A 23747-nucleotide genomic window follows, 5' to 3' on the forward strand; every position below is an offset into this window, starting at 1 on the left:
GATTTATGCCTGAGCTTTTTACGATTGGTCATTCAACACATACTTTGCAGGAGTTTCTTGAAATAATTCAAGCACATCAAATAACTCATGTTGTTGATGTGCGAACAATACCTCGTTCGCGCACTGTTCCATGGTTTAATAAAGGAGAATTTGAAAAATCGCTTGGAAAAGAAAAAATTGCGTACACACACATTGCTAAATTAGGTGGTTTGCGTAAGGTTGAAAAAAACTCTATTAATACTGGATGGCGAAATCCGAGTTTTCGTGGATTTGCTGATTATATGCAAACGGAGGATTTTCTTGAAGGAATTGATGCCTTAAATCATTTAATAAAAGACTATAAAGTTGCGATTATGTGTGCCGAAGCAGTCCCTTGGCGGTGTCATCGTTCGCTCATTGGGGATGCTGAAATAATTCGAGATTATACCGTTTGGGATATAATGAACAAAACAACCGCAAAACCCCATCAGTTGACTTCTTTTGCTGTGGTAGATAAAAAGAAGGAGCCCGTGCAAATTTATTATCCTCAACAGTAAGTTAAATCAAGACGTAGGTTACCACCCTCCCTGATGCGGTCTATGTTTCTTCATTTGGCTTTCATTTTCACCCCGATGATAATGTAATTTCCATACCGATTGATTGGCCTTTTTATCCCAAAACGGATGATAGTCAATGGCAAAACAGCGCTTTAATTTCCCATGTTCCAGTTCCTTATAAATATTAAATCCACCTCCGCCACTTTTCTCATAAAACAAAAAAGCAGCACGGTAATTGCCTTTGCGAAGTAAGGCATACATTGCTATAGAGGTAGTTAGGATGCCAATGGTGCGGTTCATTATTTTTTGATTTTCAGGGGATATTTTTTCTTCAGTAGGAATTTTTTCGTTTTTATTCATCATTTTCTAGGGTGTCCTTAAATGCGCGTTATAGTGCTGGATTTTATACTATTTTCAATTCGCTTACGCCACATTTTAAAGTGCTTATAATCAATAAGTTAGTTTAACATTTCACAAGACTCATGTTTTGGTATACTTTTGAGTTAACTCTCTTATTCAATTGTGCCGAAATGTACATTCACTCCAATCAATTAGTTTTTTCACCCTCCGATCTCACTCAATTTATGGAGAGTCCTTTTGTATCTTGGATAGAACATCTTGCCGTGGTACATCCTAATTTATTACCGCCGCCTGATGAGAGCGATAAATTAATTGATGTATTGCAATATTTAGGTCATCAGCATGAATTAGAGCTCTTGGCTTTTTTTGAAAAGCAAGGATTATCCGTTGCGAATCTGTTTCAACACCCGAATTCATATGAGGCAACATTAACAGCGATGAAGGATGGAATCGAGGTGATCTATCAGGCTCATTTGCAATTGCTTCCCTTTCAGGGTTATGCAGATTTTCTAATAAAAACTACAGGAAAAAGTCGGTTTGGTGAGTACAATTATGAGGTGTTGGATACCAAACTTGCCCGTTCGGTAAAACCTGGTTTTCTGTTGCAATTATGTTGCTATGCAGAAATGCTTGAAGCCATGCAAGGCTGTAGAACAGAATATCTCACTGTCGTTTTAGGGAATAAGGAACAGAAACGTTTCCGTACGGCAGATTTTTTTTATTATTACCAGAATTTGAAACATCAGTTTTTATTGGCGCAGCAAAATTTTGATCCTACTGCATGTCCTGATCCTGCTGCATCTAAAAGTTGGGGAAGATGGAGCACGTATGCTGAAGAATTATTAATCAACGCTGATCATTTAATTCAAGTTGCCACCATTACGGCAGCACAAATCAAAAAGTTGTATTCGGCGGGTATTAAGACGATGACTGCATTAGCTCATGCAGAGTGCTCCTGGGTCAAAGGAATTAAACCGGATCGTTTTGCACGTTTGCAAGCACAAGCTAAAATCCAAAAGAAAAGTATGGGTAAGGATAGTCCTCTATATAAAATACTCCCTCATGTCCCCGGCCACAAACAAGGTTTGGCCCTTTTACCTTTTGGATCATCACATGATGTATTTTTTGATATCGAAGGATTTCCTCTCGAAGATGGAGGATTGGAATACCTTTGGGGGGTTGCCTATTTTGATGATCAAGGTCAACGCCAGTACAAGGATTTCTGGGCTCATAATTCGGAACAAGAAAAAGAAAGTTTTCAAGCGTTTATAAAGTGGGTTTTTCAGCGCTGGAAAGAAGATCCCCAAATGCATATTTATCATTATGCCAACTATGAAGTTTCCGCATGTCGTCGTCTCATGGGACGATACGGCGTGTGCGAAGAGGAAGTGGATCAACTTTTACGCAATGAAGTATTTGTTGATTTATATAAAATCGTCAAAGCCTCTCTAATTATCGGTGAGCCGCGTTATTCAATTAAAAATGTAGAGCATTTATACCGAAGCAAACGAGATACGGAAGTGGGATCTGGAGGGGATTCAGTCGTTGTTTACGAACAGTGGCGAGAAAATTCCGATGGAGAAAATTGGCAAACTTCAAAAATATTAAATGATATTCGTGATTATAATATTGATGATTGTTATTCCACTTTAGAGTTGGTTGATTGGTTGAGAGCCCGACAACAAGAACAAGGCATAAGTTATTTAGGAAAAACTGAACCTGTTGAACTTGAGGTCAAAAAAGAGTTGGGTGAGCGTATTCAATTACGCGATCGATTACTTGCAAACGCTGAACGCTTAAAGGCAGAGGGCAACTTATCCTTAGCCAAAATCCATTTAATTTTAGCCTGGTCAATTGAATTCCATAGACGTGAAGCCAAACCCGTCTTTTGGAGAATGTTTGAACGCCTGGGATTAACTGGAGAAGAACTACTCGATGATATTGATTGTTTGGCCTATTGTCGACGAACCCCTAAACCTCCTTATAAGCCTACACCTAAGTCACGAACTTTAGCTTATGAGTATTTTTTTGATCCAGAACAGGAGTTTAAAGGGGGAGCCCAGCAATATTTTATTTTAGGTAAGGAAACAGAGGAGGGGAAAACCGTCACTGTCAATTATTATGAAAAAGACAGTGATTTGGAGCATGGGATTATTGTCCTGCAAATGAAAAATGGAGTGGATGACCCAATTACTTTGATCCCTAATGAATACGTAGATCCCCATTCGATTCCCGATGCAATTGCCAAACAGGCGGCTTTATTTGAGCAAGGCTTACTTGAACATACTGCAATATTGGATTTTCTGAACAGGTCTTATCCGCGAATTAAAAATCATCCTCAAGGACTTGCTATAGCACCAAGTCATCATCCTGAGGAGCGACTGGAGGAGCTAGTTCGGGCCGTTTTAAATTTAAACAATAGTTATTTAACACTTCAAGGTCCTCCAGGAGCTGGAAAAACCTATACCGGAAAACATCTAATCGCCGAGCTTATTCAAAGAGGAAAAAAAGTAGGCATCTCCTCCAATAGCCATAAAGCAATCAATAATTTGTTAGTGAGTACTGCTGATTATTGCCGCAAAAACGGAATAAAAGGGCATTTTGCTTGTACCCGTAATACCGATGGGAACATCAAGGCTTCGGATATTGCAGTCCTGGAGAATAAAGAGGTGGTTCATTTCATTAAACCTGGGTGTGTTGTAGGTACTACAGCTTGGGGGTTTAGCAGAGAAGAGTTAGCTGGTGCTTTTGATTATCTTTTTATTGATGAGGCAGGACAAGTGAGTGTGGCCAATTTGATTGCGATGAGTCGTGCAACCCACAATATTGTATTAATGGGCGACCAAATGCAGTTAGGCCAACCCTCCCAGGGATGTCATCCTGAAGAAAGTGGTTTATCCATATTAGAGTACTTGTTACACACGACCCCAACAATTCCAGATTCTATGGGAGTTTTTCTGGGCACAACTTATAGAATGCATCCTGCAGTAAATCAATTTATCAGTCATGCGATTTATGAAAGCAAACTGGAAACTGCTCCTGGAAATGAGCACCAATTAATAGTAATTCCTCCGGGATATCAGGGCTTGTTAACTAAAGAGGCCGGTATTATTCCTGTACCCGTCATTCATGAAGGAAATACCCAAGCGAGTGATGAAGAAGTCCAACAAATTGTTTTATTAACCAAGGAACTATTAGGCAGAACCTTTCAGGATAAAAATGGCTCACAAAAAGAAATCAGTTGGGAGGATATCCTTTTTGTTGCTCCCTATAATCATCAGGTCAATAAATTGAAGAATGCACTTGGTGAACAGGCTAAAGTAGGAAGCGTTGATAAATTTCAAGGCCAAGAAGCGCCAATCGTTTTTTTAAGTATGTGTGCAAGTAATGCAAATGAATCGCCTCGAGGACTTGGTTTTCTTTTTGATAAAAACAGAATCAACGTTGCCATTTCGCGAGCTCAGTGTTTAGCAATCGTTGTCTATTCGCCTTTCTTGCTTGAAGCGACCCCAACGAATATAGAGCAAATTGCGATGATGAATGTATTTTGTCAATTGGTAAAAAATTAGGAAGAGTTTAGCCTCTATTCCTCAAGATCCAAGCATACTCCGACACGTGTCGAGTGAGCCGTAATGCATCGAGGTCCAATCCTGTGCCCTAATAAACGCGCCGTGGCTTTAATTTATGAGCAATGAGCGCAAGGATACTTACAATAGGTAATATGATTGGGAATATTATGAACTCTATCATTTTCATTAGATATTTTTTTACTCCACTTGCTAAGGCATAGCGCTCGCTAAATTTTTTAACGATAGGCCAATTACTAATTAAAAAGCCCGTTGGCTCTTTAAAACCGAGAAAAAAATATCCTGTAAAATACCCATAAATCTGTAGGATTTTTTTGGGATAAAAAATATAACACGCAGAAGAAGAAGGCTCGAGATATTCAGTATAGTGCCAACAATTTCTCGGCATAAATAACATATCCCCTCTTTCAAGGGTAACCCTGTATCCCTCAGCATGTTGTGATCTGGGATATTGCTGATTAATTTCCTCTAAAGGTCGACTAAAATCGATCAAGCTATCGCTCACAAAAGGAAGTTTATAAAGCGCTTCACTCTGATCTTGAGTAAAGAGTAAAAATCTCTTTCTCCCACTGAAACATACATGAAGATTGCTGCAATGCTCTCGGTCATAATGCATATAGGTATGAGTATTTTGGCCACCAAAAAAATAGATTACTTTCAAGGTCTTATTAAAGTATCTTGGTCTTAAGGGGATATGTTGCCAAAGGGGTATATGCTTTTCAATCTCGGCCGATTGTTTTTCAGTAAGAATTTGCCCAAAGATTCGATAGGGCATATTTTGTTTGATTTTAGCTATTATTGTTCCAAAATCAGCAGGTTGATGCGCCACACGACGGTTATTTTCAAAAGTAGCATAGGTTGTATCGGCATGAATGTGTTTTTCAAAATAATCTAAATTAAAGTTACCTTTAAAGTTTTTTATTTTTATGAGCAGAGGTTCCCTGGATTTATATAGAATATTCTTGATTTTCTCTTCTTCGCCATAAACATATTCGATGGTCTTAACATTCATGATTTTCATTGACTAACCTTTTGAATCAAATAATAAAAATAATATTTTTTTCCATAAATAAGCGTTTTTTTTCGTTCTTTTTTTGCAATGTGACGGAGACTTGTTTTTTTAAACAAAAAAAACCACCAGGGAAGAAATGCTAATCCCATGGAACTAACGAAATCTTGAAGTTCTTCATCCTCACTGGTCATCGAATTAATATAGGCTAATATTTTTTGTTCATTTACAATCAAGCGATGATAAATAGCCGATTGAACCATCCGCGTAATGTCTACCTTTTGAATTACTCTTAAGGTGGTACTTGTCTCAAGATATTCGTCTAATTTCTTTGCTTGTAATTTACCTTTAATATTAAGGTCAGAATAACAAAAAAAACCATTAGGCGACAAAATACGCTCTACTTCTGAAAAAAATAGCTCAATTTGTGGGTAAAGATGTGAGCTTTCAAGATTGGTTATAATATCAAAACTGTTATTTTCAAAAGGCAAATGTTCCGCATCGGATTGAATATAATTAATTGTGTTTTCTTTGTAGAAATTTTGATATGCGTGGTTAACTAATTCTTTGGTTAAATCAACACCTAAAGCATATTTTGTTTTTAGTAATAGAGAACTCACTTTTAAACCAATTCCATTGCCACACCCAATTTCAAGCAGTTTTTTATCAAAAAATTGCATCCTGATTAACGGTCTTATCAGATGATAGAGAAGTAAAGGAGAATAAATATCCTGGATAGTACATATTTTTGAAAAATCAAAGTTTAAGGAAGCGTATTCATTATATACTTTTTTATTCCATAACCCCCAATTCAAAAAGGACTTATCAAAAATAATATGTGCAAAACTTTTATAGCTTTCTTGAATCTGATTTTTAATTAATTTTACTTCTGAGGGATGGGGATTCCCTAGTTTTAATAATGAACGAATTTGCTTTAAAGCCTGGCCATACGTTTTAATGTTATTTTCCGTGATTAAATGTTTCATTAAATAAATAACCTACCATGGAGTGTTGTATTTATCAAATACAACTCCCCGTCAATACTGCGACAAAGAAGATTTTAGCTCTGTTTTTTTGTTCTATTGAATCTTTTGTGCTATTAAATAAGTATGAGTGTCATGATGCTCATTTTCAAGCCACTTTGTGAATAAATCTTGAGCCATGACGTTATGGTTTGCAGATGAAATAAAGGTAGTGGGGATATGTTGTATAAACATATAAAGGAAACTGATATTCAGTAATAAACAAAATCAAGGTGTGTTTATCCTACCACGCAAAAATTCAGTGTCTTGTTATAAGTCCTTATTATTGCTATTTTTTATTTTTATTTTATGTACTGCCTCTGGTGGTCACCGCCATTAAACTTAATGGCATTGTCTCTGGTGGTATGGGAGTATTTTAAAGTGGTGAAAAAAAACCAGGAACTTGATCTAAAAGACATTCTTAATGAACCTCTTGCCATCATAGGAATGAATTGCCAATTTCCTGGTATTGATTCAGATATAGAAGATGTTGAGACGTTTTATGAGATGTTGCTCAAGGGGCTTTCGCCTATTAAAGAAATGCCAAAAAACCGTTGGGATGTTGATGAATATTATGATCCTGATCGAGAGAAGGCCGATAAAATAATTGGTCGTAAAGGAGGCTTTCTTAATAATCCTCAATTATTTGATGCATCTTTTTTTAAAATATCTGCAGTAGAAGCCAAACAAATGGATCCGCAACATCGTCTTTTTTTAGAGGTGGCGATTCGTGCTTTAAATCATGCCAACATCCCACTAGACTCATTGAATAATTCAAATGCCGGGGTATTTTACGGCGCTTCAACCCAGGATTACAGCCAGCTCAATTATAAAGACAATATCGAATTTAATGCCTATACCCAAATTGGTGCGGCCAGCAGCGCTGCTCCAGGACGATTGTCACATTTTCTCAATTTAAAAGGTCCCAGTATGGCTGTAGATACAGCCTGTTCCTCTTCATTGGCAGCGCTGTATGTTGCAGCATCCTCATTGAGAATGAAGCAATGTTCTATGGCTATTGTGGGTGGAGTTCATCTTAGTCTTTGCCCTGAAAGTTTTATCAGTGTAACTAAAGCAAATATGTTATCTGCACAGGATCAATGCAGCAGCTTTGATATCCATGCTGATGGTTATGTGCGAAGCGAAGGGTGTGGGGTAATAATTTTAAAACGCTTAACTGATGCGATTAAAGATCAAGACACCATTCATGCAGTACTCAAAAGTATTGCTATGAATCAGGATGGTGATGATGGGACGATTTTGGTTGCTCCAAATATTAAGTCACAAATTGCCATGCATCATGAAGTGCTGGCGCTGGCTCATTTAACTCCAAGTGACATTGATTATATTGAAGCTCATGGAACAGGTACGGTTGTTGGTGATTCAGTTGAGTTTAATGCAATCCAACAGATCCACAAAGGGTGTCACACTCAAGATAAACCTCTAATTATTGGCGCAGTGAAAAGTAATATAGGCCACAGTATTGCCTCATCTGGGGTCGCCTCACTGATTAAAGCAATTGGTGCATTGAAGCATGAAACAATTCCTGCCAATTTACATTATACTCAACCAAATAAAACTATAGATCCAGAAAGCATACCCGCAATTTTACCCGTACAAGCACTTCCTTTTAAGAAACAAAAAAATAAAAAAAGACATGTGCAAATATCTAATTTTGGCTTCAGTGGCACTAATGTAAGTGCCATCATTGAAGAAGCAGAAAATGATATCTTAACACCAGAATCATTAGATGATGGACAAGCAACATGTTTTGTTGTTTCAGCAAATAGTGAGTATTCATTAAGGAAGATGTTAGTACGTTTTGCACAATATCTTCGAGGAACGTCGACAAGTTTACATGATATTTGTTGTACCCTTATTAGCTGTCGTGATCATTATAAATATCGTTGCGCCATTGTGACTCAGGATAAAGAAACATTGATTCACACGATCGAATCTGAATCTTATGAGATTCAAAAGGTCACTATAAAAAAAGAAATCCAAAAATTATCTCCTGACGCCAAGCTGATACACGAGGCCTATTTTGCGGGATTTAATATAAAAATTGATCCTGAAGATGTGCAATTTAATAAAGCAGATTTACCACTTTATTTTTTTGATAGAAAACCCTATTGGCATGAAACTAGAGAGAAAAATGGGCTAATTACTCTATCTTTGCAACCCAAAGAAGAACAAATAGAATCCATCAAAGAGAAACTGACTGCTTACATACAATTCCTTTTAAAAATAGAACCCATTGGAGAACATCAGGATTTCGGCTCTTTAGGATTCAACCAGGAATCATTAACCGCACTAGAGCAGGGTGTTTATGAACTGTTCTCTTATAAGATGTCCATTCCTGCTTTTCTTAGTTTGGACAAGTTGGCCAGACATATACATCAAGTCCAGATGCCAGAACCTGTGTACCGACAACCCACGGTCAATATACTGAGCAATGAACCTATTGCGATCATTGGCATGAGTTGTCGTTTCCCTAAAGCAGAAACCATAGATGCGTTTTTGTCCTTATTAGAGCGTGGCGAAACCGGTATGGCGGATATTCCTTTGGAGCGATGGGATAATGAGAAATTTTATGATCCGGACGTTAATGCTTTAGGCCGTCTGTATATCAAACAACTTGGCTTAATTGAAAATATAAAAAATTTTGATGCAGATTTTTTTAATATCAGCCCTCGTGAAGCCAAACTCATGTCCCCACAATTACGCGTATTTCTGGAGACGAGCTATCATGCATTGGAAGATGCAAACTTATCTCTTTCTACAATTAAAGACAGTAAAACTGGAGTTTTTGTTGGTTGTGGTACGAATGAATATCCACGTTTATTAGCAGGCCTTGGTGTTGGTTTAGAAGATCTAAACATTTATTTTGCCACAGGAAATGTTTTAAATGCGATACCGGGTCGAGTCGCTTATGCGTTTGATTTCCACGGACCAATACAGGCAATTGATACAGCTTGCTCCTCTTCGATGACCGCCATTCATGATGCATGCTTAAGTTTGCAAAATGGCGATTGTGATATGGCTCTTGCAGGGGGAGTGAATATCCTACTTGCTCCCGATTCAAATATCACGCTCTCAAAAGCCAGGATGTTGTCCCCGGAGAGCCGCTGCAAGACATTTAGTGAGGATGCGGATGGTTATGCACGTAGTGAAGGGTGTGGTGTCATCGTTTTAAAACGATTAAGCACGGCGTTAAAAGACAAGGATAACATTCTTGCGGTAATTAAAGGAACTTCCATTAATAGCGATGGTAAGAGTGGCGGATTTACTGTTCCTAATGGTATTGCTCAAGAAGAGGTGATTCGCAGTGCTCTCGCTAAATCACATTTATCACCCAAAGATATTGATTACGTAGAAGCCCATGGTACCGGTACACCATTGGCTGATCCCATTGAAGTGAGTGCACTAAGCAAAATTTTTAGTGAATACCATAGTAAGGAAAAACCGCTTTACATCAGCTCGGTAAAAACCAATATAGGCCATTCTGAAAGTGCATCTGGAGTGGCCGGTGTAATTAAGGCTGTTTTAAGTTTACATGCTCGTAAAATTTTTAAACACCTTAATTTCAAGAGATTAAATCCTGAAATTGAGTTAAAAAATACAGTTATTCCATTAAAGACCCTGGATTGGGTCAAGGAAGAAGGATTACGATGTGCTGGGGTGAGTTCCTTTGGATTTAGCGGAGCGAATGCACACATCGTACTCCAAGAAGCTCCTGTACGAACCATAGAGAAACGTACACTCCCTCAAGAGTCCTTATTACTTATTTCCGCCAAAAGTAAAAAAGCGCTAGAGTTACTTTTAGCAAGTTATCAAAATTATCTAGAAAATACGCAAGAGGAATTTGCGGATATATGCTATACCGCTGCAACGTGTCGCAGCCATTTCTTATTTCGGGTTGCTATTAGAGCACGTACGGCGAAAGAAGCCGCTGCCGTGATTGAGAACAATGGGTACACCATCACTCAAATCAAAAAGGAAAAAAGGAATCCCGCCTCTTTGCTACAAACCAAGTCATTGACGGAATTACAGGCAGATTTTCAAGCAGGGTTGATTATAAATTGGGTTGAGTTTTATCAGTCACTCAACACTCAGTTTCTAAAAGTTAAACTTCCTTTATACGAATTTGCTCGCGAAGAACATTGGTTTGAAACAAAAGACAAACTAAAAGATGCCCCTTTACCTCAAGATTGGTGTTTTCAATTGCAATGGCTGCCTCAACTCTGTACTCGCACTAATCGTAAAATGCAAGGAAATAATTGGCTTTTAATTGGCGCACAACACCTTGCTCCCCGCCTTATTGCCCAGGGATTAGATATTCACCTTGAAGAAGAGAGTCCACCCTTAAAGCAATTGGATGGGATTATTTTTGCGGTAGGTTTGGATGCTCCTAAAACTGAAGATATTGCGTCCAGTATCCATTTTCAAAAAAACACCCTTAAAAAGTTACTGGCCCTTGTTAAAGAGCTGGATCATAAAGCTATAAAATTGCAACTTATTGTGCTTACATCCAATGCAATAGCAGAACTGGCAGCAGGGGCGCTGAATCTGAATGATAGCCCACTTATTGGGTTTTGCCGCACATTAGTATTAGAGCTGCCGCAATTGAATACTATTTTGATTGATACCGAAAAAACAGAAGACGAAAATTATGCGGGACAAATTGTCGATGAAATTAGGCATAATTTTGAGGAATGTTATGAACACATCGTTGCATATCGAGAAAGCAAACGTTTTATTGCGCGATTGCAAAAAACCAAACTCTTGGATAAGCGAAGATCGCTTTATGGAGAAGGCCGTTATTTAATTACGGGTGGTTGTGGTGGTTTAGGCCTAATCACGGCGCAAGCTTTGCTTTCAGCTGGTGCAAGGGAAGTAATTCTTGGTTCGCGAAATGTGGAGAAACCCGCAGTAAAAGAAGCAATTAAGAAAATTCAATACAGTTATACCGGGCGAATTATTCGTCCTGTAAATTTGGATGTTACTGACAAAGAAAAAGTACATGAGTTACTTCTTGAATTGAATGCAGACGGATTGTTAAAAGGCATTATTCACGCAGCAGGTGTAGCAATTAAAGCCCCATTATTGGAGCATAACAATGAGGATGTCGATTATTTATTTTCTGCCAAGGTGCAAGGCAGTTGGTATTTGCATGAATTAACTAAAAACCTCGACCTCGACTTTTTTGTTATCTATTCTTCGATTTCCTCCGTATTTGGCAGCAATAAAGAGTCAGTTTACAGTGGCACTAATAGTTTCGTAGACGCTTTGATTGCGGAGCGCCGACGTTTGGGATTGGTTGGAACTGCAATTGAATGGGGTCCTTGGGGCGAAGTGGGGATGGCTAAAAAGCGATCTCAAGACCAAGGATTAAAACAGTCTTTGATCAGTAATGAACAAGGTCATACGTTCATTAAAATTCTTATTAATGATCAGTTAAGTCATGCAGTTATTATTTCTCCTGATTATCTCAAATTTATGCTTGATTTTGTTCCGAAACCCCTACCGGGTTTCCATAAATATTTAGCGGATAATCTGCATGTTTCAGAACAATTTGCAAATAAGAATTTATCTTCTTGGCTTAATGATTATTTGGAAATTCATCCAGAGAATCGCCTCCAATTTTGTAAGGATTTGGTGTGTTTTATTTGTAAAGAAATTCTTGAGCTTACCCAGGTGGATGAGCTGGATGAAGATGAGGGATTCTTTGAGCTTGGGTTTGATTCATTGATGATTACCGAGTTGGCAACCAAGCTCAAGGAAAAACTAGCACCAACCCTTAAAGTCACTGCGACAATAGGTTTTGATTATCCTTCAATTAATAAATTGACTCAGCATATAGAGTCTGAATTGGGGAACCATTTAGTTATCCAACAAGGTCCCAAACCCGTAAAAGAACAAACCAATGATGCAATTGCAATTATTGGTATGAGTTGCAATTTCCCCAATGCCAGCGATATTGAGGCCTTTGAGATACTACTCGAAGAGGGTAAAAGTGGAATGAAAGATATACCCATTGAGCGCTGGGACAATCGAAAATATTATGATCCCGATATGGATGCGCCAGGGAAATCTTATGTTAATAAACTCGGGTTAATCGAACAGATTAAATGCTTTGATGCAAATTTTTTTGGGATTAGTCCTCGTGAGGCAAAGTTGATGGAGCCTCAACAACGAATCTTTTTAGAATGTTCGTATAAGGCTATTGAAAATGCAAATTATTTACCTGACTCTTTACGGGGCAGTTTAACGGGAGTTTTTGCAGGTGTAGGTCCCAATGAATACTACGCACAGCTAGAAAAATCGGGTTTCTCTAACGAAGAGCTAAGTGTTTACTCGATAACGGGGAATGTGTCTAATCTGATTCCAGGACGGGTAGCGTATACTTTTGATTTAAAAGGCCCATCAATCAGTGTGGACACTGCCTGTTCCTCATCTTTAGTAGCGATTCATTATGCATGTCAAAGTTTAAAAAACAGAGAAATTGATTATGCGCTTGCGGGTGGGGTCAATGTGCTTTTAATGCCGGAAGCAAATATTACTTTATGCAAAGCCAAAGCGTTAGCTCCTGATGGTCACTGTAAAACTTTTGATGAGCATGCAGATGGATATGCAAGAGGAGAGGGCTGTGGCGTACTGCTCCTAAAAAGACTTTCCGATGCATTACGCGACAAGGATACCATTTTAGCTGTTATTAAAGCTTCGGCAGTAAATAATGATGGACGTTCTGCAGGATTGACTGTTCCTAATGGCAAAAGCCAGGAAGAAGTAATGCTAAAAGCTTTAAGTCAAACGGATTTATCCAGTGGTGATATCAGTTATATAGAAGCACATGGAACCGGTACACCCTTAGGCGATCCTATTGAAGTACATGCAATTAATCAGGTTTATGGAAAAGGACACACTCTGAATAATCCTTTATATCTTGGTGCAGTAAAAACTAATATTGGACATCTTGAAAGTGCAGCTGGTGTGGCAAGTGTTATTAAAACAGTGATCAGTCTGCAAAAGAAGAAAATTTATAAATTGCTCCATTTTAAAAAATTAAATCCACACATTCATCTAGGGGATACTCGGCTTCCTTTACAAAACCTAGATTGGGAAACGGATTCAAAATTGAGAAGTGCAGGGGTCAGTGCATTTGGTTTTAGTGGAACAAACGCTCACCTTATTTTACAAGAATTTCCAAACCCTGCCGCCCAGGAACCCGTTAAATCCCCTAATGCCCAATTATTAGTCCTGTCTGCGAGCTCACAAACCGCTTTAGAGCATTTAGCGCAAAGTTATCAACAGTATTTAGCAAAAACATCAGAAGCGTTTAGTGATATTTGTTTTACAGCAGCTACCTGCCGCGAACATTATAATTATCGGTTGGCTTTAATTGCCCATACGGCTCAAGAAGCAGGTAGAATGTTGGAGTCAGGTCAGTTTGCTCTATCTAACGGCAAAGGTATCGCTCTTGATGTTCAAGATGCTCCTCTCCACTCTATTGTGACAAGTTACATGCAAGGGAAATCGATCGACTGGACTCAATACTATAAAAACAGTAGCCAGGTATTTAACAAAGTTAATTTACCTCATTATGTATTTGATGCGACTGTATTTTGGGTTGAGAAAAAAAGCTCCATACAGTCACCTACTGATGTGGTGCATCCTCTTTTAGGACAAATGTTGTCGTTGCCTGGCAATGAGTTTTTATTTAGTAACAAGCTGGACTTAGAACATTTAACGTACATTAAGCAGAATTTTATTTTTGACAAAGTTATATTCCCAGCTAGCGCTTTTATTGAGTCGGGTTTGGCAACCGCTAAATTTATATTGAAATCCAATGCGTTTTCAATTGAAAAATTTCATATTGAGCGTCCATTATATCCAAAGCAGGCCCAAGAGTTTCAGTTGCAAGTCAAACCACAGAGTGTCGAACAATACAAAATCAATATTTTTGCGAAACAAGATGATAATTGGCAATTGTTTTCTGAAATGGAAATCAATTCACGATCGCCGTTGCTTCCTGTGTCAGTTGATATAAATGAATTAAAATCAACTTTTGAGCGCAGCTTGGATGGATCGCAAATATATGAGCATTTTAAAAATCATGCTCTCTTTTATCCAGAGGAACTACAGGTTTTGCAAGAGAGTTATCTTGGAAATGACAGCATTCTTTCAAAAGTAGTACTTACTAAACTCAGCCAAGGGATCAACTATTATTATCCGCCTATTTTGCTCGATGGTGTAATGCAAAGTATTTTATTACTTAAAAAAAATCAGTTTAAGCATTCCACGTATGTACCATATACGTTTGCACGAATGACTACAATTCATGAAGCTCCTCGAAGTGTATGGAGCTGTTTAACCCAGAAAACTTCCGAGCATGATAATGAATTGTGTTTTGATGTCAAATTTTATGATAATGCAGGTTTACTCATTGGTGAAATTGAACAGTTTAAATTAAGAAGGGTAACGCAAAGCCATTTTATTCCTTATGAATCTTATCTTCAAAATTTGTATCAAACTCGATGGAGTCCATTTAAGTACAATGAACTGACACCAATGCAGCTTCCCCAGTTATTTGTGATATCCAAAGAACCGGATCGGGCCAAAAAACTATTCGGTGATTTGGATTATCAATTCATATCTAGTCTGGATGAATTGGGACCTATTGAGAATAAAAATATAGTATTCTTATACAATCAAAGCCATTTCAATGACTTATTTCATTGCTGTCAAAAAATGTTTAAGTCACGACCTCATAGCTTCACATTAGTCACAGAAAATGCATATGCGGTTCATGAAACAGATAAGGTAAATCCCTACCATACTATGGCATGTTCTTTTTGGAAAACTTTTAGTAATGAACTTGAGCTTGGTAAAAATTATGCAATTGATTTGGATAGCAAAAGTACGTTGCCAGAGCTATTAAAATATATATTGACCAATAACAGCGTTGAAAATCAGTTTGCGATCCGAGATACATTTTATATTCCTCGATTAAAGAAAGCACAGGTTTCTGCAAATCTCATACATCAAGAGCTATTTAAAAGTGATGCAACCTATCTGATCACAGGTGGTACTGGAGCCTTGGCAAAAACATTAATTGAGTACCTTATTCATAGGGGCGTGCAACACATTGTCATTACCAGTAGATCTGAAAGTTCAGAGGATACCAAAAGGATCATCGAGCAAGCGCGCAAAAAGCAAGTATTCATCAAACACTATCAGGCAGATGCCAGTAATTATCAGCAAATGGAACAGATCATTAACGATATCGAACAGAATTCCAAACCACTACAAGGCATATTTCATCTCGCAGGTATTGTGCAAGATGGTTTGTTAGTTAATTTAAATGATGATGAGATGCAAAATGTATTAAGTGCAAAAATGGATAGTGCTCTAATTTTGCATCAATTAACCAAAGACATTCCTCTAGATCTATTTGTTTTGTTCTCATCCTTCGCTTCTATCTTAGGTACAAGAGGACAAGCAAATTATGTGGCAGCTAATGGATTTCTCGATGGATTGGCATATTTACGACAGCAACAAGGATTACCAGGACTTTCCATTAATTGGGGACCTTTCCATTCAATGGGGATGACTGCAAATCTAAGCCAGGCTATCCAACAACGCGGATTTAGTTTGTTAGATAAAGATAGTATTGATGTTCTTGATGTTTTATTAACCCTTCAATTGCCGCAAATTGGTGTATGTCCTATCAATTGGGACATTTATTTTAAATATTCTCCGAAAAATGCATGGTTGGTTGAGCTTATGAAGCACTCTCAGCCCGCCGATCAGCATTTATTAAACTCTCTTCGTCAGCATACCAAAGAAGAATCAATTGCCATCCTGAGTCAGATCTTACGAGAAATTACAGTGGATGTTTTAGGGTTAGACGATCCAGAACAAATTGAAGTGGATGATGGTTTGTTTTCATTAGGGTTAGACTCACTAATGGCCATAGAAATTCGCAATCGTATTCATGACAAATTACAAACTCCTACCCTTAACTTATCAATAGAATACTTTATTAATGAGCCCAGTATTAGCAAGATTGCTAAAAATATTGCCAATGAATTACAGAATTTGTTTCAATTTGAAAATAAAGCAATGCCTAATGCCGCTATAACTCTCGTGGGTGAAGAGGTTCCTTTATGTGATTTTCAATACATTTTTTGGGTGCTTAATAGGCAAGGCTATTCTTATAACGTTGGAACGCAATTACAGATTCAAGGCAAGTTGAATAAGGATTATATCGCTCAGGCATTTGATGCCGTAGTAAAAAACAACAGTGCTTTTTGGCTGAGCTTTGATTCCGAAGTGCCCACCCAAGTGTTAAAGAAAAAAGGACAGTTTGAATTAATTTATAAAGACATCTCCCTAGACAATGAAGAGATCGTACTCAATCAAGAATTTCAAAATAATATGTTGCGTGAGATTCCACTAACAGATCAACCACTAATAAGAGTTTTTCTTTATAAAATAAATAGCGATCTGCATGAATTGCACATGATAATCCCTCACATTATAGTGGATGGTCCTTCCTGTGATCTTGTCTTGAGTCAATTTAAAAAATACTATGAAATGCTGGCACAAGGGAAGCCGTTAAGTGTAGAGCCCGAAAAAGATTTGTTTCTTAATTTTGTCAAAAAAAATAATCATCTTTATGAGACGAATTTAAAACATAAAATTAATTTTTGGCAAAATTATAATAAAGGATTCAAAATGTTGTATCTTGGACATAAACACTTTATGGCTATAGATAGTCAGAAAAAGTATTTATTCCATTATCCTATTGAGTCCAATAAGGCCGAGCAATTTCTAGAGTGGCATAAAACTAAAAATATGAATGTGAGCACCGGACTAATCGCTGCATGTCATCTTGTCTTTTATAAGCTCAGCAGACAGAAGAAAATACCTTTTATTCAAATTCATAGTGGAAGGGAAGGCAGTCAATACAATGCTGTTGTGGGTTTGTTCTCAGAATATAAACGTTTAAATATTGCAGTAGATGATCAATACACCTTCATCGATTTTGTTAGGTCAATTGATGAACAACAATTAAAAACTGCTTCTTTTCAAAAATGCTCGCATGTAATTAAAAACAGTGAGTTTAAAGATTCGGGATTAACAATGAGCCATTATTTATTTTATAGATGGAATAAGCTCTGGTTAACGAAACAATTTAAGAGAAGTAAGCTTCATTCGGGGATTGTTGATTTTTACCTTAAATATTTGAGTTGGGCTGAAGCAATTCGTTTTAATGCCTTATTTAAACGCAAAATTAATAAATTATTTAATTTAAAAATCCCTTTAAAAAAACCAGAACGATTGAGAATTTTGGTGAATATTACCCCTTCTTTTTTCAGTAAAGCGGTTTCAGAATCGAGTAATACGAATCTTAAATTTCAATATGCAAATCATTTTGGTAGTGAAGATCGTCCTGTAAGCAATCGAACTTTATGGATTTTATTTTCTAGGAATCAGGAAGGTGAATATTTAATTTCGATTAATGGTCCCGTAACAACCGATTGCAAAGAGTTAATTGCTAATGAATTTAATAAGCTGATTGCGAAGGTAGTAGCAAAAGAGGCATATATCGTCGAAGATTTAATTCGATGAAATAAAATTATCTTCGTTATGAGTAATTAATTTGCCATCATGTTTGTTAACTTTTGAAAGGCGCTTGGGCAATCATATTCTAATTTATTAAATTTTGGTCTTTGTCATTTCCCTGGGGTTCGATTTCCGTCCCATTGCGATCAGTTTTAGATGGACCAAAAAAAACACTGAAAAAATGAAAAAAGCCTCTTTTGGATTCAAGAACATTATCTAATGATTTGTCCACAAAATCGCTTATTAAATTAATTTGTTCTTCTCTTTTATCCGGCTTGGGAATCTCCTTTAAAGTACTTATCCTTTCTACTAATGTTTCGATATATTGCTTATCTAAGTATTTTTCATAAAACGATTTATCCTGAAGCATTTCCTTTAATGTTATAATTTGTGATTCGGCTATCTTGGTAACAGCAGACTTTTGCATTTTGCAATTCGGATCGGACAGCGAAAAAAGGCATTCGATACCAAATTTAGGGCTAAAATTACGGGATTCTTTATTCGCTAAAAATGAGAGGATAAAAACAGAAGATTTAGCTGGTTTAAACGGGTTGGCACCATGAGCAAGTAGCTCTCGCACAATTTCAGGACTCTCAAGAACCCTGCGAGTAAAGATAGTTTCGGAACTATATTTGCATGCCTTATTAGGATCAGCACCGGCCTTTAAGATGGCTTTTATTGTTTCGAGATCGCCACATTGTAACGCGTGAAATAGTGGGCTACGACCTGAGGCATCCCATTTATTTGGTTTATTTTTAGCCAAGTTAATTAATTCCTGGTTATGATTATCAAAAACTTTGTTAAAATCCTCCTGTAATTCTTTGAATTTTAATTTTAAAAGTTCACTTTTATAAGTCTTTAAAACTTCATTGAGGGCGTTTAATTGATTGGCTATTTCTACTCGGTATTGTTTTACTATTGACGGATTATTTGTTAAAAAAGCATTCCATTCTTGTATTTTCTTATCGATTTGATCCTCGTCAGGGTCAATCTCGAGCGGCACGGACTCATTAGCAGGATCCGGCGTCGGTAGAATTGAATTAGCTGAACCAGCTGCGACTCCTACATTATGTATCTTAAATATTTTCTTCAGAAATTTTTCTATAACATCTTCTGGTTTTGCATCATCGACCAAGATTGTGTGAGATAAATATTTTTTCAAATCAATTTTATTTCCTTTCTCTCCCTTTTCTACCGCATATTCCAATAGTTCACCTATTAAAATGCGGCCCAAGCCTAATATCCTAAACCAGCGAAGACCTTGCATAAACAAGCATGCTAGTCGGGCATTATTGGAGCATAGGGCATTGTATTTGGATATGTGTAATGTTAATTCGGGAGTTTCATTATCCGCTGAATTCTTTGGAATTTTACCTAATAACTTCGCGGCTTCTAAACCATTATTAAGACCATGTCCTGCTGGATAATTGGGTGTAAAATAGGCATCCCCAATTAAATAGAATCCATGACCATTTGCTTGAATGGCGGCTTTATTGGCTTGCTTGCTTCCTCCCTGAAAAGTTAAAATTTTCAAATTATCTTTTGCAGCCTGCTTCTTACTCGCAGTAATCGTTACATCTAAGTCATTTTCATCAATTTCTAAATAATCTGCTACAGCTTTTTTAACATAGTTTAAAGCTAATTCTTGCCTTTTTACTTTAAGCCTCTCCTTTTGTATTTCAACATTGGAGTTCATTTCTTTGTCCAAATTTTCGGCCTGTTTATTTAAAGACTCAATTTCCTGGCTCAATATTTGAGTTTGATTAAAAACATTCTTTGGAACTTCACCAATAAATCCCAATTTTACGGATTTTCTTCCGCTATTTTTATAGGAACTCTCATCAAATCTTAAAAAGTAAAGTTGATTTTCAGTCGATTGCCCCTCTTGCTTATTCTCTAAAAAGGATGAGGCAAATTCTTTTTCAGATAATTTTAATTCTTTGCCATTCTTCAATGAGATTTTTACATAGGCTCCTAAATGATAACTTCCTTCCAGATGTTGCATAGCCATTGGCGTTTTGCGCTCGATCTTTTCATTATCATTCAGTGTTGCATTAACTAATTCCAAAGTAGATGAATTAGAGCCGTCTGCCCCTACCAGATGATTGAAGTGCACTGTTTGTTTTTGGCCGTTAGTCGAGATAGTTGCCTCACCGTTCTTAAGATCAACTGTGCCTTCTTGCAGTGTAGTCTCATATAAAATCTCTACCGGTGCAATTGAGCCAGATTTACTTTGATTTTTTATTCGATTTAAAATGAACCGCTGAACGGAGGATACTTTGATCTCAGCAGAAGTGCTTAAAGAATCTAAAAAAGAAATATCACTTTCATCAAGGTCTTCTCCTTGTCCGATCATAGCAATTAGTTGTGCTTTGCTGCGAGGGTTTAAAGCAATTACTTGTGGCCTGATTGCGGCGGTGCTTTCAGAACGTTTTTCAATGATTAATATTTTTTTTTTATTTTTAGCTGCTTCATATGCGGAAGCGAGGCCGATAGGACCCATACCTACTATTAATAAATCATTTGGCATAGTATTTGCACTGTATATTTTACAGACCTAGGATAGATGAATATTAATTATTATAGTATTTAATTGAGCGGAAAGAATAAAATATACTCTTTCTGCTCGAATATGAAGCTGCAGCATTCTGAAAAAAAATGCAATATTGAGTGATTGCGAACTAAAAAAATTTTCTAAATGCTTCATTGGATCGAAGTGATGCATTGCTCTCATGGGATAGGGACGTGGACTTTTCAAAAAATAGGGATAAGGAAATTATGAAACACGAAGCATGCGAACACGAGCATCAGAAAAAAAATTCAAAGCCCTTAAATGTTCCTCATGCATGTCACCAGCATCATCAGATGCATCAACAGCGCACCATGGAGGGAATTGCAACGGGTACCTATACCTGTCCCATGCACCCAGAGATTCGTCAATCTGGGCCTGGGAATTGTCCTATTTGTGGCATGGCTTTAGAACCGGAAAGCATCTCTGCAGAAAAAGAAAATCCTGAATACAAGAGCATGAAGTATCGGTTTTGGCTTGCACTTATACTGAGTGTACCAGTATTTGTATTAGAGATGGGTGGACATATATTCCATGATTTAATCTCGGCTTATCGTTCTGCCTGGATTCAGTTTTTATTGGCCACGCCGGTTGTTTTATACTGTGGTTTTCCCTTTTTTCAACGTGGTTTTATTTCCCTGAAAACACGGCAATTGAATATGTTTACCCTCATTGCTATAGGAATAGGTGTAGCTTGGACTTATAGTACAATAGCGCTGTTATTCCCTGATCTTTTTCCTGCTGCCCTACGTCCTCAAGGGATAATCAATGTTTATTTCGAAGCGGCCGCAGTCATCACCACTTTGGTTCTACTGGGACAAGTCCTGGAATTAAAAGCACGAGAACAAACTGGAGGTGCTATTCGCGCCTTATTAAACTTAGCTCCGGAAAGCGCCCGCCGAATTGATCCGCAGGGAAATGAAGAAGAAGTAACCTTAGATCAAGTGCAAGTGGGGGACAAACTTCGTGTTCGGCCTGGCGAAAAAATTCCTGTAGATGGTGAGGTGTTCGAAGGACGCAGTAATGTAGATGAATCTATGGTTACTGGGGAATCGATGCCCATAAGTAAAGAGGTGGGTTCAAAAGTAATTGGAGCTACAATAAACCAAAATGGAAGTTTTATAATGAAAGCCGAGCATGTTGGCAGCGATACCATGTTATCACACATTGTACACATGGTGAGTGAAGCGCAACGTAGCCGTGCTCCTATTCAACGACTTGCCGATACTGTTTCAGGCTGGTTTGTGCCGCTGGTTATTTTAATCGCAATAATTGCTTTTTTCGCATGGTTCTTCCTAGGCCCGCAACCCGCTTTCAGCTATGGATTACTAGCTGCGGTTTCAGTACTGATCATTGCTTGTCCTTGTGCGCTCGGTTTAGCAACCCCTATGTCCATCATGGTAGGTGTGGGTAAAGGGGCGCAGAATGGGGTCTTAGTGAAAAATGCTGTCGCTTTGGAACAAATGGAGCAAGTTAAGGTACTCGTTGTTGATAAAACAGGTACTTTGACGCTTGGCCACCCAAAATTAACCCAAATTCTTACTGATAAAGAGTTTGAAGCCGATGAAATATTGGCTTTAGCGGCTGCACTCGAACACCAAAGTGAGCATCCACTGGCTAATGCAATCATCTCTGAAGCAAAAGAGAAGCAATTATCATTTGCTAAGGTATCAGATTTTGAATCGATTTCGGGAAAAGGGGTTATTGGCAAAGTTGATGGTTTAAAAATTGCACTTGGTAATCTGCAATTGATGCAAGAACATGGGACAAATAACCCATCACTTATTGAAAGTGCGGATGAGTTACGTGCTAGGGGAGCAACCGTCATGTTTCTTGCTGTCTCTGGTGAAACAGTTGCGATTCTGGCAGTTGAGGATCCCATCAAGTCGAGCACACCTGATGCCATACTTGAGTTGCAAAAAAATGGAATTGCAGTCTATATGCTCACTGGAGACAGTAAAGCAACTGCAGAGGCCGTGGCAAGTCGGTTAGGTATTAATCACGTGATTGCTGAAATTATGCCTGAAGATAAGCGTCGTATCGTTAGTGAGCTTAAAGAGAAAGGTTTTGTTGTTGCAATGGCAGGGGATGGAGTTAATGATGCCCCTGCGTTGGCAGTTGCGGATATTGGTATTGCGATGGGCACAGGCACTGATGTTGCAATTGAGAGTGCCGGTATTACTTTGCTCCATGGTGATTTAAATGGAATTGTTAAAGCTCACCATCTGTCTCGGGCAACAATGAGCAATATACGTCAGAATTTATTTTTTGCTTTTATTTATAATGGATTAGGAGTTCCCTTGGCAGCGGGAGTCCTATACCCTGTAACAGGATGGCTATTAAATCCCATTATCGCTGCAACGGCAATGGCATTAAGTTCGGTTTCGGTGATTATTAATGCACTGAGATTACGAAAAGTTACCCTGTAATAGCCTTGTTTCACCCAGTGCTATGGACTATAGTTTCGTAATCGATGTGATTTAATTGATACAAAAATAATGCCTAAAATACTCCTAAGCGCTTGTCTTCTTGGCCATAAAGTTCGTTATGATGGGGGTGATTGTTTGCAAAATCATCCACTCTTACAGCAATGGTTTGAGGAGGGGAAAATCATTATCTTTTGTCCGGAAATGGCAGGTGGGTTACCTACACCAAGAGCTCCCGCTGAGATTCAGGATAAAAAATCGGGTGCGGATGTATTAAATAGAAATGCTTTAGTCAAAACAAAAAATGGTCAGGATGTGACTCATTTTTTTCTTCAAGGAGCACAAAAAGCACTTGAGCTTGTAAAAAAGTATGACCTACGTGTTGCTATTTTGAAGTCCCGAAGTCCTTCTTGCGGTGCGCAGGAGATTTACGATGGATCATATACACGTACATTGATGGAAGGTGAGGGCGTTACGGCTGCTCTTTTAAGGGAGCACGGTGTACAGATATTCGATGAACACCATATTGATGAAGCATTGGATGCGGCATTAAGGTAAACCCCAAAAAAGCTGATCTAGATTTACAAGAACATTATATTGTGGCTAT

General features: G+C 37.8%; 9 protein-coding genes. 5 read left to right on the forward strand and 4 right to left on the reverse strand.

What is annotated here, in order from left to right:
- Positions 1-5 precede the first annotated feature (5 nt).
- Positions 6-536, forward strand: a complete 531-nt coding sequence (locus HBNCFIEN_RS04120) for a DUF488 family protein (RefSeq protein WP_182392817.1) — start codon at positions 6-8, stop codon at positions 534-536.
- Positions 537-554: 18 nt separating this feature from the next.
- Here HBNCFIEN_RS04120 and HBNCFIEN_RS04125 read toward each other — a convergent pair whose 3' ends face one another.
- Complete coding sequence (locus tag HBNCFIEN_RS04125; protein WP_182392818.1) at positions 555-899, reverse strand: hypothetical protein; 345 nt, start codon at positions 897-899, stop codon at positions 555-557.
- Positions 900-1066: 167 nt separating this feature from the next.
- Here HBNCFIEN_RS04125 and HBNCFIEN_RS04130 point away from each other — a divergent pair, with 167 nt between their 5' ends.
- On the forward strand, positions 1067-4465 hold the full coding sequence (locus tag HBNCFIEN_RS04130) for a TM0106 family RecB-like putative nuclease (RefSeq protein ID WP_182392819.1): 3399 nt from the start codon (positions 1067-1069) through the stop codon (positions 4463-4465).
- Positions 4466-4553: 88 nt separating this feature from the next.
- On the opposite strand, the gene HBNCFIEN_RS04135 is transcribed toward HBNCFIEN_RS04130, so the two are convergent.
- Together HBNCFIEN_RS04135 and HBNCFIEN_RS04140 are read right to left on the reverse strand one after the other, a co-directional pair.
- A complete protein-coding gene (locus HBNCFIEN_RS04135; RefSeq protein ID WP_182392820.1) occupies positions 4554-5504 on the reverse strand; it encodes a cupin-like domain-containing protein in 951 nt (316 codons plus the stop codon).
- Complete coding sequence (locus tag HBNCFIEN_RS04140; RefSeq protein WP_182392821.1) at positions 5501-6478, reverse strand: class I SAM-dependent methyltransferase; 978 nt, start codon at positions 6476-6478, stop codon at positions 5501-5503. Before HBNCFIEN_RS04140 ends, HBNCFIEN_RS04135 begins: the two co-directional genes overlap by 4 nt.
- 417 nt (positions 6479-6895) lie before the next feature.
- Here HBNCFIEN_RS04140 and HBNCFIEN_RS04145 point away from each other — a divergent pair, with 417 nt between their 5' ends.
- On the forward strand, positions 6896-18151 hold the full coding sequence (locus HBNCFIEN_RS04145; RefSeq protein WP_370530106.1) for an SDR family NAD(P)-dependent oxidoreductase: 11256 nt from the start codon (positions 6896-6898) through the stop codon (positions 18149-18151).
- A 79-nt stretch (positions 18152-18230) separates the two neighbouring features.
- On the opposite strand, the gene HBNCFIEN_RS04150 is transcribed toward HBNCFIEN_RS04145, so the two are convergent.
- A complete protein-coding gene (locus HBNCFIEN_RS04150) occupies positions 18231-20675 on the reverse strand; it encodes a hypothetical protein (RefSeq protein WP_182392823.1) in 2445 nt (814 codons plus the stop codon).
- 248 nt (positions 20676-20923) lie between these two features.
- Here HBNCFIEN_RS04150 and HBNCFIEN_RS04155 point away from each other — a divergent pair, with 248 nt between their 5' ends.
- Positions 20924-23143 (forward strand): copper-translocating P-type ATPase, encoded by a 2220-nt coding sequence (locus HBNCFIEN_RS04155; RefSeq protein WP_182392824.1) that lies wholly within the window; start codon positions 20924-20926, stop codon positions 23141-23143.
- Between the two features lie 69 nt (positions 23144-23212).
- Positions 23213-23698, forward strand: a complete 486-nt coding sequence (locus tag HBNCFIEN_RS04160) for a DUF523 domain-containing protein (protein WP_182392825.1) — start codon at positions 23213-23215, stop codon at positions 23696-23698.
- The last annotated feature ends 49 nt before the right edge of the window (positions 23699-23747 follow it).

The sequence above is a fragment of the Legionella sp. PC997 genome, from assembly GCF_014109825.1.
In the GTDB taxonomy this organism is placed as follows: domain Bacteria; phylum Pseudomonadota; class Gammaproteobacteria; order Legionellales; family Legionellaceae; genus Legionella.